Source organism: Halorubrum coriense DSM 10284, assembly GCF_000337035.1.
Lineage (GTDB): Archaea > Halobacteriota > Halobacteria > Halobacteriales > Haloferacaceae > Halorubrum > Halorubrum coriense.
This window is the reverse complement of record NZ_AOJL01000033.1, coordinates 1-13,013: the sequence shown is the minus strand read 5'-3', so window position 1 is coordinate 13,013 and position 13,013 is coordinate 1. Positions and strand designations below refer to the sequence as shown.

16 protein-coding genes are annotated in these 13,013 nt (G+C 69.5%); 2 read left to right on the top strand and 14 right to left on the bottom strand.

From position 1 onward, the window contains the following. Window positions 1-18 precede the first annotated feature (18 nt). From C464_RS08290 to C464_RS08225, 14 genes are all read right to left on the bottom strand, one after another. A complete protein-coding gene (locus C464_RS08290) occupies window positions 19-1,554 on the bottom strand; it encodes a TrkH family potassium uptake protein (RefSeq protein WP_006113209.1) in 1,536 nt (511 codons plus the stop codon). Between the two features lie 115 nt (window positions 1,555-1,669). Next, entirely contained in the window at window positions 1,670-3,172 is a 1,503-nt protein-coding gene (locus tag C464_RS08285) for a TrkH family potassium uptake protein (RefSeq protein ID WP_049910979.1), read from the bottom strand. 10 nt (window positions 3,173-3,182) lie between these two features. Further along, window positions 3,183-4,520, bottom strand: coding sequence for a Trk system potassium transporter TrkA (gene trkA, locus C464_RS08280; RefSeq protein ID WP_006113207.1), 1,338 nt, complete (start codon window positions 4,518-4,520; stop codon window positions 3,183-3,185). Window positions 4,521-4,634: 114 nt separating this feature from the next. Further along, a complete protein-coding gene (locus C464_RS08275) occupies window positions 4,635-5,543 on the bottom strand; it encodes a mechanosensitive ion channel family protein (protein WP_006113206.1) in 909 nt (302 codons plus the stop codon). Then, window positions 5,543-5,788, bottom strand: a complete 246-nt coding sequence (locus C464_RS08270) for a YhbY family RNA-binding protein (RefSeq protein ID WP_006113205.1) — start codon at window positions 5,786-5,788, stop codon at window positions 5,543-5,545. Before C464_RS08270 ends, C464_RS08275 begins: the two co-directional genes overlap by 1 nt. A 79-nt stretch (window positions 5,789-5,867) precedes the next feature. After that, window positions 5,868-6,332 carry an SHOCT domain-containing protein gene (locus C464_RS08265; RefSeq protein WP_006113204.1) on the bottom strand — a complete coding sequence of 155 codons (465 nt, stop codon included), beginning with the start codon at window positions 6,330-6,332 and terminating at the stop codon, window positions 5,868-5,870. A gap of 63 nt (window positions 6,333-6,395) precedes the next feature. Next, window positions 6,396-6,902 carry a DUF5797 family protein gene (locus tag C464_RS08260; protein WP_006113202.1) on the bottom strand — a complete coding sequence of 169 codons (507 nt, stop codon included), beginning with the start codon at window positions 6,900-6,902 and terminating at the stop codon, window positions 6,396-6,398. Beyond that, window positions 6,899-8,203, bottom strand: a complete 1,305-nt coding sequence (gatA, locus tag C464_RS08255) for an Asp-tRNA(Asn)/Glu-tRNA(Gln) amidotransferase subunit GatA (protein WP_006113201.1) — start codon at window positions 8,201-8,203, stop codon at window positions 6,899-6,901. The genes C464_RS08260 and gatA overlap by 4 nt, the downstream gene beginning before the upstream one ends. Next, a complete protein-coding gene (gatC, locus tag C464_RS08250; protein WP_006113200.1) occupies window positions 8,204-8,539 on the bottom strand; it encodes an Asp-tRNA(Asn)/Glu-tRNA(Gln) amidotransferase subunit GatC in 336 nt (111 codons plus the stop codon). Window positions 8,540-8,609: 70 nt separating this feature from the next. Next, the gene (locus C464_RS08245) at window positions 8,610-9,044 is read right to left on the bottom strand and encodes a DUF5788 family protein (RefSeq protein ID WP_006113199.1); all 435 of its coding nucleotides are present in this window, start codon (window positions 9,042-9,044) and stop codon (window positions 8,610-8,612) included. Between the two features lie 52 nt (window positions 9,045-9,096). Further along, window positions 9,097-9,612 carry a universal stress protein gene (locus C464_RS08240; protein ID WP_006113198.1) on the bottom strand — a complete coding sequence of 172 codons (516 nt, stop codon included), beginning with the start codon at window positions 9,610-9,612 and terminating at the stop codon, window positions 9,097-9,099. 204 nt (window positions 9,613-9,816) lie between these two features. After that, complete coding sequence (locus C464_RS08235) at window positions 9,817-10,971, bottom strand: pyridoxal phosphate-dependent aminotransferase (protein WP_006113197.1); 1,155 nt, start codon at window positions 10,969-10,971, stop codon at window positions 9,817-9,819. Window positions 10,972-10,998: 27 nt separating this feature from the next. Continuing rightward, a complete protein-coding gene (gene ribH / locus C464_RS08230; protein ID WP_006113196.1) occupies window positions 10,999-11,403 on the bottom strand; it encodes a 6,7-dimethyl-8-ribityllumazine synthase in 405 nt (134 codons plus the stop codon). A gap of 107 nt (window positions 11,404-11,510) precedes the next feature. Beyond that, window positions 11,511-11,819, bottom strand: a complete 309-nt coding sequence (locus tag C464_RS08225; protein WP_006113195.1) for a hypothetical protein — start codon at window positions 11,817-11,819, stop codon at window positions 11,511-11,513. 163 nt (window positions 11,820-11,982) lie between these two features. On the opposite strand from C464_RS08225, the gene msrA reads away from it, so the two are divergent. Both msrA and C464_RS08215 read left to right on the top strand, forming a co-directional pair. Further along, the gene (gene msrA / locus C464_RS08220; protein WP_006113194.1) at window positions 11,983-12,522 is read left to right on the top strand and encodes a peptide-methionine (S)-S-oxide reductase MsrA; all 540 of its coding nucleotides are present in this window, start codon (window positions 11,983-11,985) and stop codon (window positions 12,520-12,522) included. A gap of 300 nt (window positions 12,523-12,822) precedes the next feature. Beyond that, window positions 12,823-13,013, top strand: a 191-nt coding sequence (locus tag C464_RS08215; RefSeq protein ID WP_006113193.1) for a metallophosphoesterase family protein, incomplete at its 3' end; no start/stop codon positions are given.

Genomic DNA, 13,013 nt, shown 5'->3' with positions numbered 1-13,013 from the left:
GAATCCCGCAGCCCGGTGTCACCGCTCGTCGACGCTCGCGACGAATAGCGCCAGCACCGGGACGATCTCCAGCCGACCGATCCACATCAGGCCGATCATCAGCAGCTTCGTCGTGTTCGGCAGGAACTCGTAGGTCCCGAACGGGCCGAGCGGTCCGAGCCCCGGACCGATGTTGCCGATCGTGGCGAGCGAGGCCGCGAGCGCCTCGATCCCCGTGAGCCCCTCGCCGATCCGCGTCGTGTCGATCTCGATGAAGACGGCCGAGAGCGCGAACACGAGGACGTACAGCAGCGTGAACACGAGGATACCGCGGATCACGTCCTCGTCGACGACCTCGCCGCCGAGCCGGACCGGCCGGACCACGTTCGGGTTCGCCGTCGTGTACAGCTCCCGGCGGAGCGTCTTCAGCAGGATGAGCCAGCGGATGACCTTGATCCCGCCGCCGGTCGACCCCGCGGAGCCGCCGATGAACATCGCGAAGAGCAGGAGGAACTGGGTCTGGGTGTCCCACGCCGCGAAGTCCGCGGTCGCGAACCCGGTCGAGTTCATCAGCGAGGCGATCTGGAAGACGCCCTGCCTGAGCGCGTTCTCCGTGACGCCCTCGGTGATCCCGCCGATCTCCGTCGCGGGCGCGCCGCCGTAGAACAGACCGACCGCGAGGATCGCCGCGAACCCCGTCACCAGACCGAGATACATCCGGAACTCGGTGTTCTCGAACATCTCTCTGGGGTCGTCTCTGAGGACGTACCAGAACAGCGCGAAGTTCACCCCCGCGATCACCATGAACGGGACGAACGCCCACTGGACGACCGGCGAGAACGCGCCGATGCTCTCCGCCTCCGGCGAGAACCCGCCGGTCGGGAGCGTGGAGAACCCGTGTGCGATCGCGTTGTAGAGGTCCATCTCCGGCGCGAGTCCGGTGACTCCGAGAAGCGTCAGGACCGCGATCAGCGCCACGGTGAACGCGAGGTAGATGAGCCAGAGCGCGCGGGCCGTCTCGACGATCCGCGGGGTGAGCTTCTGGAGCCCCGGCCCCGGTGCCTCCGACTCCATCAGCTGCGCGCCGTTGACCGCCAGCTGCGGGAGGATGGCGACCATCAGGACGATGATCCCCATCCCGCCGAGCCACTGCGTGAGCTGTCGCCACATCAGCACCGCGCGGGAGTGCTGTTCGAAGCTGATCTCCGCGGTCGCGGTCGCGCCCGTCGTCGTGAAACCGCTCATCGACTCGAACAGCGCGTTCACCGGGTGGGCGAGCGCGGACGACGTGCCGTACCCGGCGATGACGTACGGGATCGCGCCGACGACCGCGGCCATGAACCACGCGAGCGAGACGACCGCGAGCGCGTCTCGGGGGCCGATGTCGGGCTCGTCGTCGAGCCGCTCGAGGCCCGTCCCGAGGGCGACGGCGATCGTCATCGACGCCGCGAACGTCAGGACGTCCGCCCCGTATATCAGCGCCACGAGGAGCGGAACGACCATCGACGCCGAGAGGAACTTCACGATGCTCCCGGTGTAGCTGAGCGTCGCCCGCGGGTCGATAGTCCGTGTCACGAGTGTCCCTCGGAGGTTCCGATACCCGTCGTAGCCGTCCGGTGTGACAAGAACCCGTCGATAGACGGAGCCGCGTGCCCCGTCGCGAACCGCCCCGATGTTGCGACCGAACCGGTCAGGAGGTCCAGAACGCCTTCGTGAATAAGACGAGGACGGGGATGATCTCGATCCGTCCGATCCACATCAGCACGACCATCACGGCCCGCGTGCTCAGCGGGAACGACGCGAACGTCCCGTACGGGCCCGCGTCGCCGAACGCCGGTCCGATGTTGAGGAACGTCGTCGCCGCGGCGCCGAGCGCCTCGAACTCGGTCACGCGGACGTCGCCCCGCTCGGCGTCGACGACGATGATCACGGCGAGCAGGAAGAAGATCACGATGCTCAAGAGGAGGTACGCGTAGATGTCGCGGATCGCGGCCTCGTCGACCGGCTTCCCCGAGATCCGCACCGGTCGGACGGACTCCGGGTGGATCGCGGTGTAGAGGTTCCGGCGGAACGACTTCAGCGCCACCAGCCACCGCAGCGACTTGATCGAGCAGGTGGTCGACCCGACCATCCCGCCGACGAACATCCCCATGAACAGCATGTGCTTCGCCGCGGGGGCCCACAGCACGTAGTCGGTGCTCGCGTACCCCGTCGTCGTCACGATGGACGCGACGTTGAACACGGCGTGGCGGATCGTCCCCTCGACGCCGAACGCGACGCTCGGGTCGAGGAACAGGGCGGCCGCGACGATCGACGCGAACGTCGCCATCGCGCCGATGTAGAAGTGGAACTCCTCGTTTCGCAACAGGCGCATCGGCTCGCCGTTGATAGCGAAGTAGATGAGGACGAAGCTGGTCGAGCCGATCACCATGAACGGGACGACCGCCCACTGGATCAGCGGGTGGAACGCGCCGACCGAGAACGGCTCCGGCGAGAACCCGGCCGTCGCGACGGACGTAAACGCGTGCGCGACGGCGTTGTACAGGTCCATGCGCGGGTCGACGGCGCGCCCGAGCAAGAAGTAGACGGCTATCGCGAGCCCGGTGAGCCCGAAGTAGATCCCCCAGATGAGCTGTGCGGTCCGCGATATCTTCGGCGTGAGCTTGTTGACGTCCTGCGTCTGTGACTCCGACTCCATCAGCTGTGCCCCGCCGACGCCGATCTCGGAGAGCACCGCGGTCGCCAAGATGAGGATTCCGAGGCCGCCGAGCCACTGGATCACCTGTCGCCACATCATGACGGACCGCGAGTGGAGCGAGAAGTCGCGCAACACCGTCGCGCCCGTCGTCGTGAGCCCGCTCATCGCCTCGAACATCGCGTTCACCGGGTGCGCGACCGTGCCGACGCCCGCGACGACGAAGGGGATCGCGCCGACCGCGGCGACGAGGAACCAGATCAGCGCCACCGCGAGGAACGCCTCTCGCGGCCCGAGGTCCTCTTCGGGGTCCTGTACCGACCGGAACGCCGCGCCGAGCGCGAGCGAGACGGCCATCGCCGCGAGGAACGGCACGGGCGACTCGCCGTAGTAGAGCGCGATCAACAGGGGGAACGCGAGCGGAACCGGGAGGGCGGCGAGGACGTCGCCGGTGAGTCCCACGCTCGCCCGCCACCCGACGCGAATCTTGGCGCTCACGGAGCGGAGGTCACGCCATCGAGGCGATCTGCCCCACCGAGTCGGACTCCACGAGGAGGATCACGTGGTCGCCGGCTCGGAGCACGGTGTCCCCGCGCGGGGTGACCAGCTGATGGTTTCGCGTGATCGCGCCGATCACGAACCGAACGTCGCTCTCCGCGACGATCTCCGAGATCGGCCGGCCGGTGAGCCCGCACCCCTCGGTGAGCTCGAGTTCGAGGACCTCCGCCTGGTCGTTCTCCAACACCGCGATGTTCTCCGCGACGCTCTCGTAGGTGAACCGGGTGATCTCCTCGGCGGTGACCGTGCGGGGGTTGATCGCGATGTCGATGCCGATCTCCTCGAAGACGGTGACGTAGTCGGGGCTGTCGACGACGGCGATCACGCGGTCGACGCCGAGGCGCTTGGCGAGCACGGAGATGAGGAGGTTCTTCTCGTCGGAGCCCAGCGCGGTGACGACGATGTCGGCCTCGTCGACGTGCTCTCGGGAGAGGAACTCCGTGTCGGTCGCGTCGTGTTCCATCACGACGCTGTTCGGGAGGTTCTCGGCCAGCCACCGCGCGCGGTCCGCGTCGCGCTCGATCAGCCGCGGCGTGAAGTCGCGCTCCTCCAGCAGCCGGGCGGTCTGGTAGCCGATCTCGCTGCCGCCGACGACGACGATCTCGTCGGCGTGGTCCGGGGTCGTCGCGGGCGCGACGTCGGTCGCGAACGACTGGACGCTCTCGGGGCTCCCGACCACCACGGCGCGGTCGCCGACGACGATGTCGGTGTCGCCGCGGGGGATCGTCATCTCGCCGTCGCGGAACAGGCCGACGAACGTGAGCGACTCGAACCGGTCGGCCTCCGAGACGGTCTGTCCCGCGACGGGGCTCCCCTCGCCGATCTCGAACTCCGCCATCTGGACGAGCCCGCCGGCGAACGGGTCGACGTCGACCGCCGCCGGGAGCCCGATGACGCGGACGATGTTCTCGGCGGTGAGCAGGTCCGTACACACCATGAAGTCGACGCCGAACGCGCCCTCGCTGCCCTGCCAAGTGCGGAGGAACTCGGTGCTCTTCACCCGGGCGATCGTGAACCCGTCGCCGAGCGTCTTCGCGGCCCCGCACGCGACGAGGTTCGTCTGGTCGTCGTCGGTACACGCGATGATCATGTCCGCGCGGCCGACCTCGGCGGCCGACTGGATGTCGGAGGTCGTCCCGTCGCCGGCGATGGTGAGCACGTCGAGTTCGTACTTGAGCTGTTCGGCCCGGTCCGGGTCGACGTCGACGACGACGACCTCGTGGTCCGACGCGAGACTCGCGGCGATGCTCGTCCCGACCTCGCCGGCCCCGATGACGACCACGTACATGGACCAACCCAGAGACCCGACCTTGAAGTTCGTTACTATCGGTCCTCGCGGGCGCTCGCCGCGCCAGCGACGGGCGAGACGCCGCCGAACGGCTCGCGGACCCGCCGCGCCGAGCTACGGCTCGCCGCCGCTCGGCTCCCCGCCGAACGACGCCGGCTCGGACCACGCGTCCCGCCCCGAGACGGTGCGCTGCGGGAACGGGATCGAGATCCCCTCCTCGTCGAAGCGCGCCTTGACCGCCTTCACGTAGTCGGCGCGCGCCTTCACGAAGTCCGCCCGCGACGGGTCGTCGATCCAGATCCGCGACTGGAGCCCGACGTAGGAGTCGGCCAGCTCGGTCAGCCGGACCGACGGGGCGGGGTCGGCCAAGATCGCGTCGCTCTTCTCGGCCTCCTCGACGATGATCTCGCTGGCCCGTTCCACGTCGTCCTCGTAGTCGATCCCGAAGACGAACTTCAGCCGCAGCGTCTTCTTCGCGACCGGGTTCTTCACCACGTCGCTCGTCAGCGCGTTGTTCGGCACGGTGAGCAGTTCGTTGTCGAAGGTGCGAACGCGGGTGACCCGGAAGGAGATGTCCTCGACGACCCCCGAGTTCCCCTGCCACTCGATCCAGTCGCCGATGCGGAACGGCTTGTCCGTGTAGATGAACACGCCCGCGACGAAGTTCTTGATCACGTCTTGGAGCGCGAAGCCGACCGCCAGCGTCGCCGCGGCGGCGATGGTCGCCAGCGAGCGAAGGAATCCCTGGTAGCCCGCCGCGCCGAACGCGACCGTGACGCCGGCGAACAACACGAGGAACGCCACGATCTTCTGGAGTGGACGCCGGGCGTGTTCGTCGAGCCCCTGCCTGTCGAACAGCCGCTCGACGAGCGGCTTGATCGCCGCCTTATAAAGGACGTACGTCGCGGCGACGACGACGAAGAATATCGCGGCGTCGACGACGAACCCCGTCAGCGGCCCGAGGAACGGTTCCAGCGTCCCCGCGACCGCGACGACGCCGGGCGCGCCCGCGAGGGCGCTCATCAGTGGAGCACCGCCGTGTTCCCGCGGGTCTCGATCAGGTCCGCGCCGACCGCCTCGGCGAGTTCGTCGGCGAGCGCCTCGGTCGACGTGCCGCCGCGGGCCGCCCGGAGGAACTTCACCTTCACCAGCTTCCGGTCGTCGAGCTGGTCGGCCAGCTCGTCGACGACAGCGTCGACGCCGCTCTTCCCGACCCAGACGGTGACGTCGACGTCGTGCGCTTCCTTCCGGAGTTCGTGGTCGCTCATACGCGGTCGAGTCGGCCGCGCGCATTGAAGCTTGAGGTTCGGCCGCGCCGACGCGATCGGCGCGGGGCGACGGCTCGCGTCACCGTTCGCGCTCGACGTCACGGTCCCGCTCCGCCTCGCGCTCGGAGCGCGCCTCCCGGTTGCGCTCGGTCCACTCGGCGGCGTCCTCGGGCGTCTCGGTCTCCAGCAGTCGGTCGAGCTTCCGCTCGAACTGCTCGTCGGTGAGGTCGCCGTTGGCGTATCGGGTCCGGAGCCGTTCCAAGGCGTCCGCGGTGTCGCCGGTCGCCGCGTCGCGCTCCGTCGAATCCCCGCGCTCGACCCGGACGGACCCGGTCTCAGACTCGACGACGACCGACTCCTCGTCGTCCTCGTCGAAGAGCATCGAGACGACGGGGACGATCACGACGTACCCGAACAGCATGAATCCGAGCCACCAGTCGAACCCGGCCAGCAGGGCGGCGAGCCACGACCCGGTGACCGTCGTAGCGGCGATGCCGCTCGCGTTGCGGCGGAACCGCTCGCGGAGGGTCTCGTCGTCGGCCATTGGCGAGACAGTTTCCGGCCCGCTACAAAATCGTATCGGCGCTCGCGCGCCGACGGCGGTCGTTTACTCCTCGATTTCGACCGTTACCTCGTCGCGCGCGACCGCCAGCCGGAACGTCGGGACGGTGCGGTAGACGACCTCGACGACGTTCTTGCGCTCCAGACTCCGGAGGGCCCGCCGCACCGCGTCGACCTCGGGGTCGGCGTCGAACGCGTCGCGGAGCGCGTTGAGGACGCTGACGACGGACTGCGAGCGCTCGTCCGGACCGGCGAGCACGTCGACGACCCGCGATTCCAGCTCGGAGACGCGGATCGTCTCCGGGACCGCGCCGCGCGCGACCGCGTCGGGCTCGACGCCGGGCTCGACGTCGACGAGGTCGTTCGCCTCCGCCGTCGCGCGGATCAGGCTGTCGTCGTCGCGGTAGTAGTACTCCTTCAGGTGGTTCTCCAGGTAGCCGTGGACCTCGCTGCCGCTCTCCATCTCCCAGGCGTCCTGTAGCTCGCCGTTCTTCGTGGGCTGGAGGCGGACCACGTCCGCGAGCCGCCCGCGTTCCTCGTCGCTGAGGCTCATCGATCTTCGACCGCGCTCGCGGCGCGGACGATCGTCTCCTCGCCGAACTTCGGTCCGACGAGCTGGAGCCCGACGGGGAGCCCGTCGGCCTCGCCCGCGGGCACCGAGATCGCCGGGAGGTTCGCGAGGTTGGCCGGCGTCGTGTTCGCGTCGGCGAGGTACATCCGCAGCGGGTCGTCGAGGCTCTCGCCGAGCTCGAAGGGGAGGACCGGCATCGTCGGCGAGGCGACGACGTCGACGTCGTCGAACGCCGCCTCGAAGTCCTGTCGGACCCACGCGCGGGCGTCCTGCGCCTTCTCGTAGTACTTGTCGTGGTAGCCGGCCGAGAGCGCGTACGTGCCGAGGAGGATCCGCCGCTTGACCTCCGCGCCGAACCCCTCCTCGCGCGTCTCCGCGAACGACTCGTTCCAGTTGCCGTCGGAGTCGCTCCGGTGGCCGTACCGCACCCCGTCGAAGCGCGCGAGGTTCGAGGAGGCCTCCGCCATCGCGATCACGTAGTACGCCTGGACCGCGTGTTCGACGGACGGCAGCGATATCTCGGTCGTCTCCGCGCCCCGGGCTTCGAGGGCCGCTATCGCGTCCTCGACCGTCTCCACGACGCGCTCGTCGGCGCCGTCGAACAGCTCCGTGGGCACGCCGATCGTCATCCCGTCGACGTCGCCGTCGGCGGCCGCGGCGTAGCCCGCCTCGGGGGCCGCGCCCTCGATCCCGCTCAGGTCGCGGGTCGTCCCGTCGTGGGGGTCGTCGCCGGCGATGACGTCGAGGACGGCCGCGGCCTCCTCGACGGTGCCCGCGATCGGGCCGATCTGTTCGAGGGAGTTCGCGTACGCGATCAGGCCGTACCGCGACACGAGCCCGTAGGTGGGCTTGATCCCGACGACGCCGCAGAAGGCGGCGGGACACCGCACCGAGCCGCCCGTGTCGGAGCCGAGCGCGACGTCGGCCGCGCCCGCCGCGACCGCGGCCGCGGAGCCCCCGGAGGAGCCGCCCGGCACGCGGTCGGTGTCGACCGGGTTCCGGGTGGGGCCGAACGCCGAGGTCTCCGTCGTCGTGCCCATCCCGAACTCGTCCATGTTCGTCTTGCCGACGACGGTCGCGCCCGCGTCGGTCAGCCGGTCGATCACGGTCGCGGAGTACGGCGGGACGTAGTCGGCGAGCATCTCCGACCCGCAGGTCGTCCGGATCCCCTCGGTGGAGATGTTGTCCTTCACGGCGACGGTCGCGTCCGCGAGCGGGCCCGCCGCGTCCGCGTCGCCCTCGATCCGTTCCTCCGTGACGAAGGCGTTGATGTCGGCCGCCATCTACGACACCTTCGGGCCGACGAAGAAGCCGTCTTCCGTCTCCTCGGCGTTCGCGAGCGCCGCCTCCTGCGAGAGCCCATCGCGGACCTCGTCGGGGCGCATCACGTTGACGAGCTCCTCCTCGCGGTCGGTCTCGGGGACCTCGTCGAGCGCCTCGAAGTACTCCAGGATGTCGCCGAACTGCGCCGCGAACTCGTCGACCTCGTCGTCGGCGAGCCGGACGCGAGCCAGGTCGGCGACGTGACGGACCTCCTCGGCGTCGACGGCGGCCGCGGCGTCGTCGCCCCCGTCGGAGGCCTCCCCCGCGTCATCCGTCGAGTCGGACGTATCGCTCATACGAGCAGGTGTCCCGGACCGGGAGTAAGGGTTTCGGAACGTCGCATCCGACCCCCGCCGACGCCCGCGTTCACTGGACGGCGTCGACGAAGGCGAGCCAGCGCTCGTGGCCGTCGAGCGTCGCGGAGCGGTGCTCGTCGGCGAAGTCCGGATGCCGGATCGTCTCCAAGGCGTTCAGCGCCCGGTCGATCCCGACGATCTCGTCGGCGAGCCGTTCGGCGGTCTCCCGGTCGAGCGCGGCGTCGCCGGAACGCGTCCCCTCGTCGCGCTCGCCTCGCAGCCGGGCCATCCGACGTTCGCGCTCGGCGCGGAGCGTCGACTTCACCGACGACACCTTGCGCTCGACGTCGGGCGGGACCGTCTCGACGGCGCGCGTCTCCACGATGAACTCGGAGAGGTCGACCGCGCTCCCGTCGATGGTGACCGCGTCCGGGACCGACGCGCCGACCGTCGCGCTCTGGCTGGTGACTCGGTCGAGTATCGCCTCCCGCTCGGACTCGTCCATGCGTTCTCGTCGGGGGGCGGCGGAAAAATGATCTGCGGTGACGGCCGGACCGTCACTCCTCGTCCGGTTCGTCCGCTCGGACCGTCACGACGGGCGCGTCCGCCAGCCGGACGACCTTCTCCGTGACGCTCCCGAGCAGGTAGCGCTCGACGCCGGTGCGGCCGTGAGTCCCCATCACCACGAGGTCGACGTCGTGGTCGTCGGCGTACTGAACGATCGCCGAGTGAGGCGTTCCCATCTCGACGGCCGTCGTCATGCTGACGTCGCCGGTCGACTCCGCCGCCGTCTCGATGAGCTCTCTCGCGTGGGCGGTGAGTTCGGCCTCGATCTCGTCGGCGTCGACCTCCTCGTGTCTGCCGATGTAGCCCGTCTCCGGGGAGACCCCGCTCATCGCCTGACTGTCCTCGTGAACGAACGCCCCGCTCACGCCGAGCCCGCCCTCGCGGGTGTCGACGACGTGTAACACGTGGACCGTCGCGTCGAACGCCGACGCGAGCGCGCTCACGTGCGCCGCCGCGGCCTCGGAGCCGGCGCTTCCGTCCGTCGGGTAGAGTATGTTGTCGTACATCGTACCACCACGTTGAAACTTCACGGAGCAGCGGTAAAAACGCACCGCAGATTCGCGCTACCGGGTGATTCGGGCGCTCAGCGGGTGAACTCAGTGACGGCACAGTCCCGAACGGCGATGCGAGTCCCCGACCGCGAAGGCCCCCGAGCACGCGGCGGTGCGCCGACCGGGGGGTCGCTCGCCGTCAGCAGAGGTTGTCCGCCGTTACAGGAGGTCGTTCGAGACGAGGCGGTCGACCGCCTCGCGGAGGCGCTCCTCGCTCGCGGCGTAGGAGATGCGAGCGTAGCCCGGGGCGTTGAACGCGCTCCCGGGGACGCAGGCGACCGCGGCCCGTTCGATCGCCGCCTCGCACCACGCCTGGTCGTCGTCGTCGACGGGGATCATCATGTAGAACGCGCCGTCGCCGACGTCGACGTCCACGCCGTGTTCGTCGAACAGGTCGACGAGGAGGTCGCGGCGGTCGGCGAACGCGTCGCGCATCTCCGCGACCGACTCCTCGGTGTTCTCCAGGGCCTCGATCCCGGCGCGCTGGACGAAGTTCGTCGCGCAGGAGACGGAGTGGGAGTGGAGCTTGCCCGCCTCGCCGACGAACTCGTCGGTGGCGTGGAGGTAGCCGAGCCGCCAGCCGGTCATCGAGTACGCCTTCGAGAAGCCGTTGATCGTCACCGTGCGGTCGGCCATCCCGTCGAGGCTCGCGAGCGAGACGTGCTCGGCGTCGTAGACGATGCGCTCGTATATCTCGTCGGAGATGACCGCGACGTCGTGTTCGACGGCGAGGTCGCGGACGCCCTCCATCGCGGCCTCGGAGAAGACCGCGCCGGTGGGGTTCGACGGGGAGTTGACGACGAGGAGTTCGGTGTCGTCGGAGACCGTCTCCGCGAGCTCGTCGAGCGCGGGCTCCAGCTGGAAGCCGTGCGGCGCGAGGTCGACCCGAGAGAGGTCGCCGCCCGCGAGCTTCGCCATCGCCTCGTAGGAGACCCACGCCGGGTCGAGGAGGACGACCTCGTCGCCCTCGTCGATCAGGGTCTGGAACGTCTCGTACAGGGCCTGCTTGCCGCCGGGGGTGACGATGACCTCGTCCGCGTCGGCGTCGATCCCGGTGCCGCGGAGCTTCGCCGCGATCGCCTCCTTCAGCGCGGGCACGCCGTTCGAGGAGGTGTACCCGGTGTGGCCCGCGTCGAGCGCCTCCTTGCCGGCCGCGACCACGTTCTCCGGGGTGTCGAAGTCCGGCTCGCCGACCGAGAGGTCGACGATGTCGGCCCCCTCGGCCTCCTTCTCCGCCGCGAGGTTCGATATCGCCAGCGTCGCGCTGGGTTCTACGCGTCCGATCCGCTCCGAGAAGTCGTATGCGTCGCTCATGTGTCGTGTGTAGTCCGCTCGTGTCTGTCAGTCGAGTGCTTCCGCGAGGTCGACGGCGGCGAGCGCGGCGTCGGCGCCCTTGTCGATCCGCTCGCGCGCCTCCGCGCCGGACATCCCGGGGCCGCTCACGCCGAAGGTGACCGGGGTGTCCCGGTCGAGGCTCACGTCGGTGAGCTTCTCGGCGGTCGCGTTCGCGATGACGCGGTCGTGGTCGGTGTCGCCGGTGACGATCGCGCCGACGACCGCGACCGCGTCGACGTCGTCCCGGCGCGCCAGCCGGTCGGCGGCCAGCGGGCTGTCGTACGCGCCCGGCACGCTCACTTCGTCGACGACGACGGCGTCGCGGTCGGCGGCCGCCTCCCGGGCGGCCTCGGCCATCGGCTCCGTGACGGAGTCGTTGAACCGCGCCACCACCAGTCCCAGCGAGACCATACGCGAACTGGAGCGGGCGACGGCAAAGGTCTACCGTTCGACCGCAGGGTTGCCGGGCGAACGCGTTCGGGGACGGCGGACGCTCGGGCTTCGACCGACGCGCGCGATCACGTCCGCGAGGCGATCGTGTCCCGCCCCGCCCACAGGACGTAGAACCCGTACAGCAGCAGCGACAGGAACCCGACGAGAAGCGAGACGGTGACGAGCAGCCCGACCGGACGGGGGAGCGAGACGACCGGCCCCCGTTCGAGTCCGATCACGACGCGGAGACCGAACCAGAGGCCGAACGCCGGGAGGACGTATCGTTTGGCGCGGTTGGTCTCGGTGACGCGTTCGGCGACCAGAATGACGCAGATCCCGACCAGCGGGACGAGCATGGACAGGACGCTCTCGGCACCGCCGAACCACGCTATCATCTGAAGGACATCTCCGCTCGGAGAACTTGGTAGTTCGGTTCGCTGGCACCTCGGGCGGGGTTCGGCGCGCGGTGACCGCAATTCGGGTCGACCGCGGCCGTCAGCCGGCACAACCGCCTCGCGCCACGGGCCATTAATACGTCTGCGACGCCAACGGGGGCCCATGACAGACACCGAGACCGCGACGGTCGGCGGCGGCTGCTTCTGGTGCGTCGAGGCGGCGTTCAAGCAGCTCGACGGGATCGAGAGCGTCACCTCCGGCTACGCCGGCGGCCACGCCGACGACCCCACCTACCGCGAGGTGTGCTCCGGGACCACCGGCCACGCGGAGGTCGTTCAGGTCGCGTACGACTCCGACGCCCTCTCGTACGAGGACATCCTCGAAGTGTTCTTCACGGTTCACGACCCGACGCAGCTGAACCGACAGGGCCCGGACGTCGGCAGCCAGTACCGGTCGATCGTGCTCTCCCACGACGACGAGCAGACGCGGGTGGCGGAGAACTACGTCGAGGCGCTCGACGAGGAGGGCGGCTACGACGACGAGGTCGTCACCGAGGTCGAGCCGCTGGAGACGTTCTACCGCGCCGAGGAGAAGCACCAGGACTACTTCGAGAAGAACCCGGCCGACGCCTACTGTACGATGCACGCGCAGCCGAAGGTGGAGAAGGTCCGCGAGCGGTTCCGCGAGAAGGTGAAGGCGTAGATCGACGCGAGGGACGAGAGGCGACAGGGCACTCGTTCGTCGTCGGGGAGGAGATCGCCGAATCCCCAGTCGCTCGGTTATCGATAACCGACAGTGGATCGCCTGCGAACACCTCCAAAGCCCCAGCCACGAGGACTCGCGCGGCTTGCTGCGCTCCTCGTCGCTCGCGTTGCTCGCTCCTGCGGTGCTTGCTACGCCGTGCTTCGCCCTCGCGACTGCCCCTTTGAGTCCCGCCCCACACGGCACCGCAGCCTCACGCCTCCCCAACCTATTCCGGCTCGCCGACCGAACCCACGGGCGATGAAGGTCGGCCTCATCTCGGACGTTCACGCGAACCTCCCCGCGCTGGAGACGGTCCTCGACGACATGCCCGCGGTCGACCGGATCCACTGCGCGGGCGACGTCGTCGGCTACAACCCGTGGCCCGCCGAGTGCGTCGAGCGCGTGCGCGAGGTCGCGGCCGCGACGGTGCGCGGGAACCACGACAGAAC

What these genes read in the sequence shown, in the direction of transcription:
- trkA (WP_006113207.1), bottom strand. Translation starts at nt 4,520, where the DNA reads ATGTACGTGGTCGTCATCGGGGCCGGCGAGGTCGGGACGAGCATCGCC.
- C464_RS08275 (WP_006113206.1), bottom strand. Translation starts at nt 5,543, where the DNA reads ATGAGCGCCCTCGCGGGCGCGCCCGGCGTCGTCGCGGTCGCGGGGACG.
- C464_RS08270 (WP_006113205.1), bottom strand. Translation starts at nt 5,788, where the DNA reads ATGAGCGACCACGAACTCCGGAAGGAAGCGCACGACGTCGACGTCACC.
- C464_RS08265 (WP_006113204.1), bottom strand. Translation starts at nt 6,332, where the DNA reads ATGGCCGACGACGAGACCCTCCGCGAGCGGTTCCGCCGCAACGCGAGC.
- C464_RS08260 (WP_006113202.1), bottom strand. Translation starts at nt 6,902, where the DNA reads ATGAGCCTCAGCGACGAGGAACGCGGGCGGCTCGCGGACGTGGTCCGC.
- gatA (WP_006113201.1), bottom strand. Translation starts at nt 8,203, where the DNA reads ATGGCGGCCGACATCAACGCCTTCGTCACGGAGGAACGGATCGAGGGC.
- gatC (WP_006113200.1), bottom strand. Translation starts at nt 8,539, where the DNA reads ATGAGCGATACGTCCGACTCGACGGATGACGCGGGGGAGGCCTCCGAC.
- C464_RS08245 (WP_006113199.1), bottom strand. Translation starts at nt 9,044, where the DNA reads ATGGACGAGTCCGAGCGGGAGGCGATACTCGACCGAGTCACCAGCCAG.
- C464_RS08240 (WP_006113198.1), bottom strand. Translation starts at nt 9,612, where the DNA reads ATGTACGACAACATACTCTACCCGACGGACGGAAGCGCCGGCTCCGAG.
- C464_RS08235 (WP_006113197.1), bottom strand. Translation starts at nt 10,971, where the DNA reads ATGAGCGACGCATACGACTTCTCGGAGCGGATCGGACGCGTAGAACCC.
- ribH (WP_006113196.1), bottom strand. Translation starts at nt 11,403, where the DNA reads ATGGTCTCGCTGGGACTGGTGGTGGCGCGGTTCAACGACTCCGTCACG.
- C464_RS08225 (WP_006113195.1), bottom strand. Translation starts at nt 11,819, where the DNA reads ATGATAGCGTGGTTCGGCGGTGCCGAGAGCGTCCTGTCCATGCTCGTC.
- msrA (WP_006113194.1), top strand. Translation starts at nt 11,983, where the DNA reads ATGACAGACACCGAGACCGCGACGGTCGGCGGCGGCTGCTTCTGGTGC.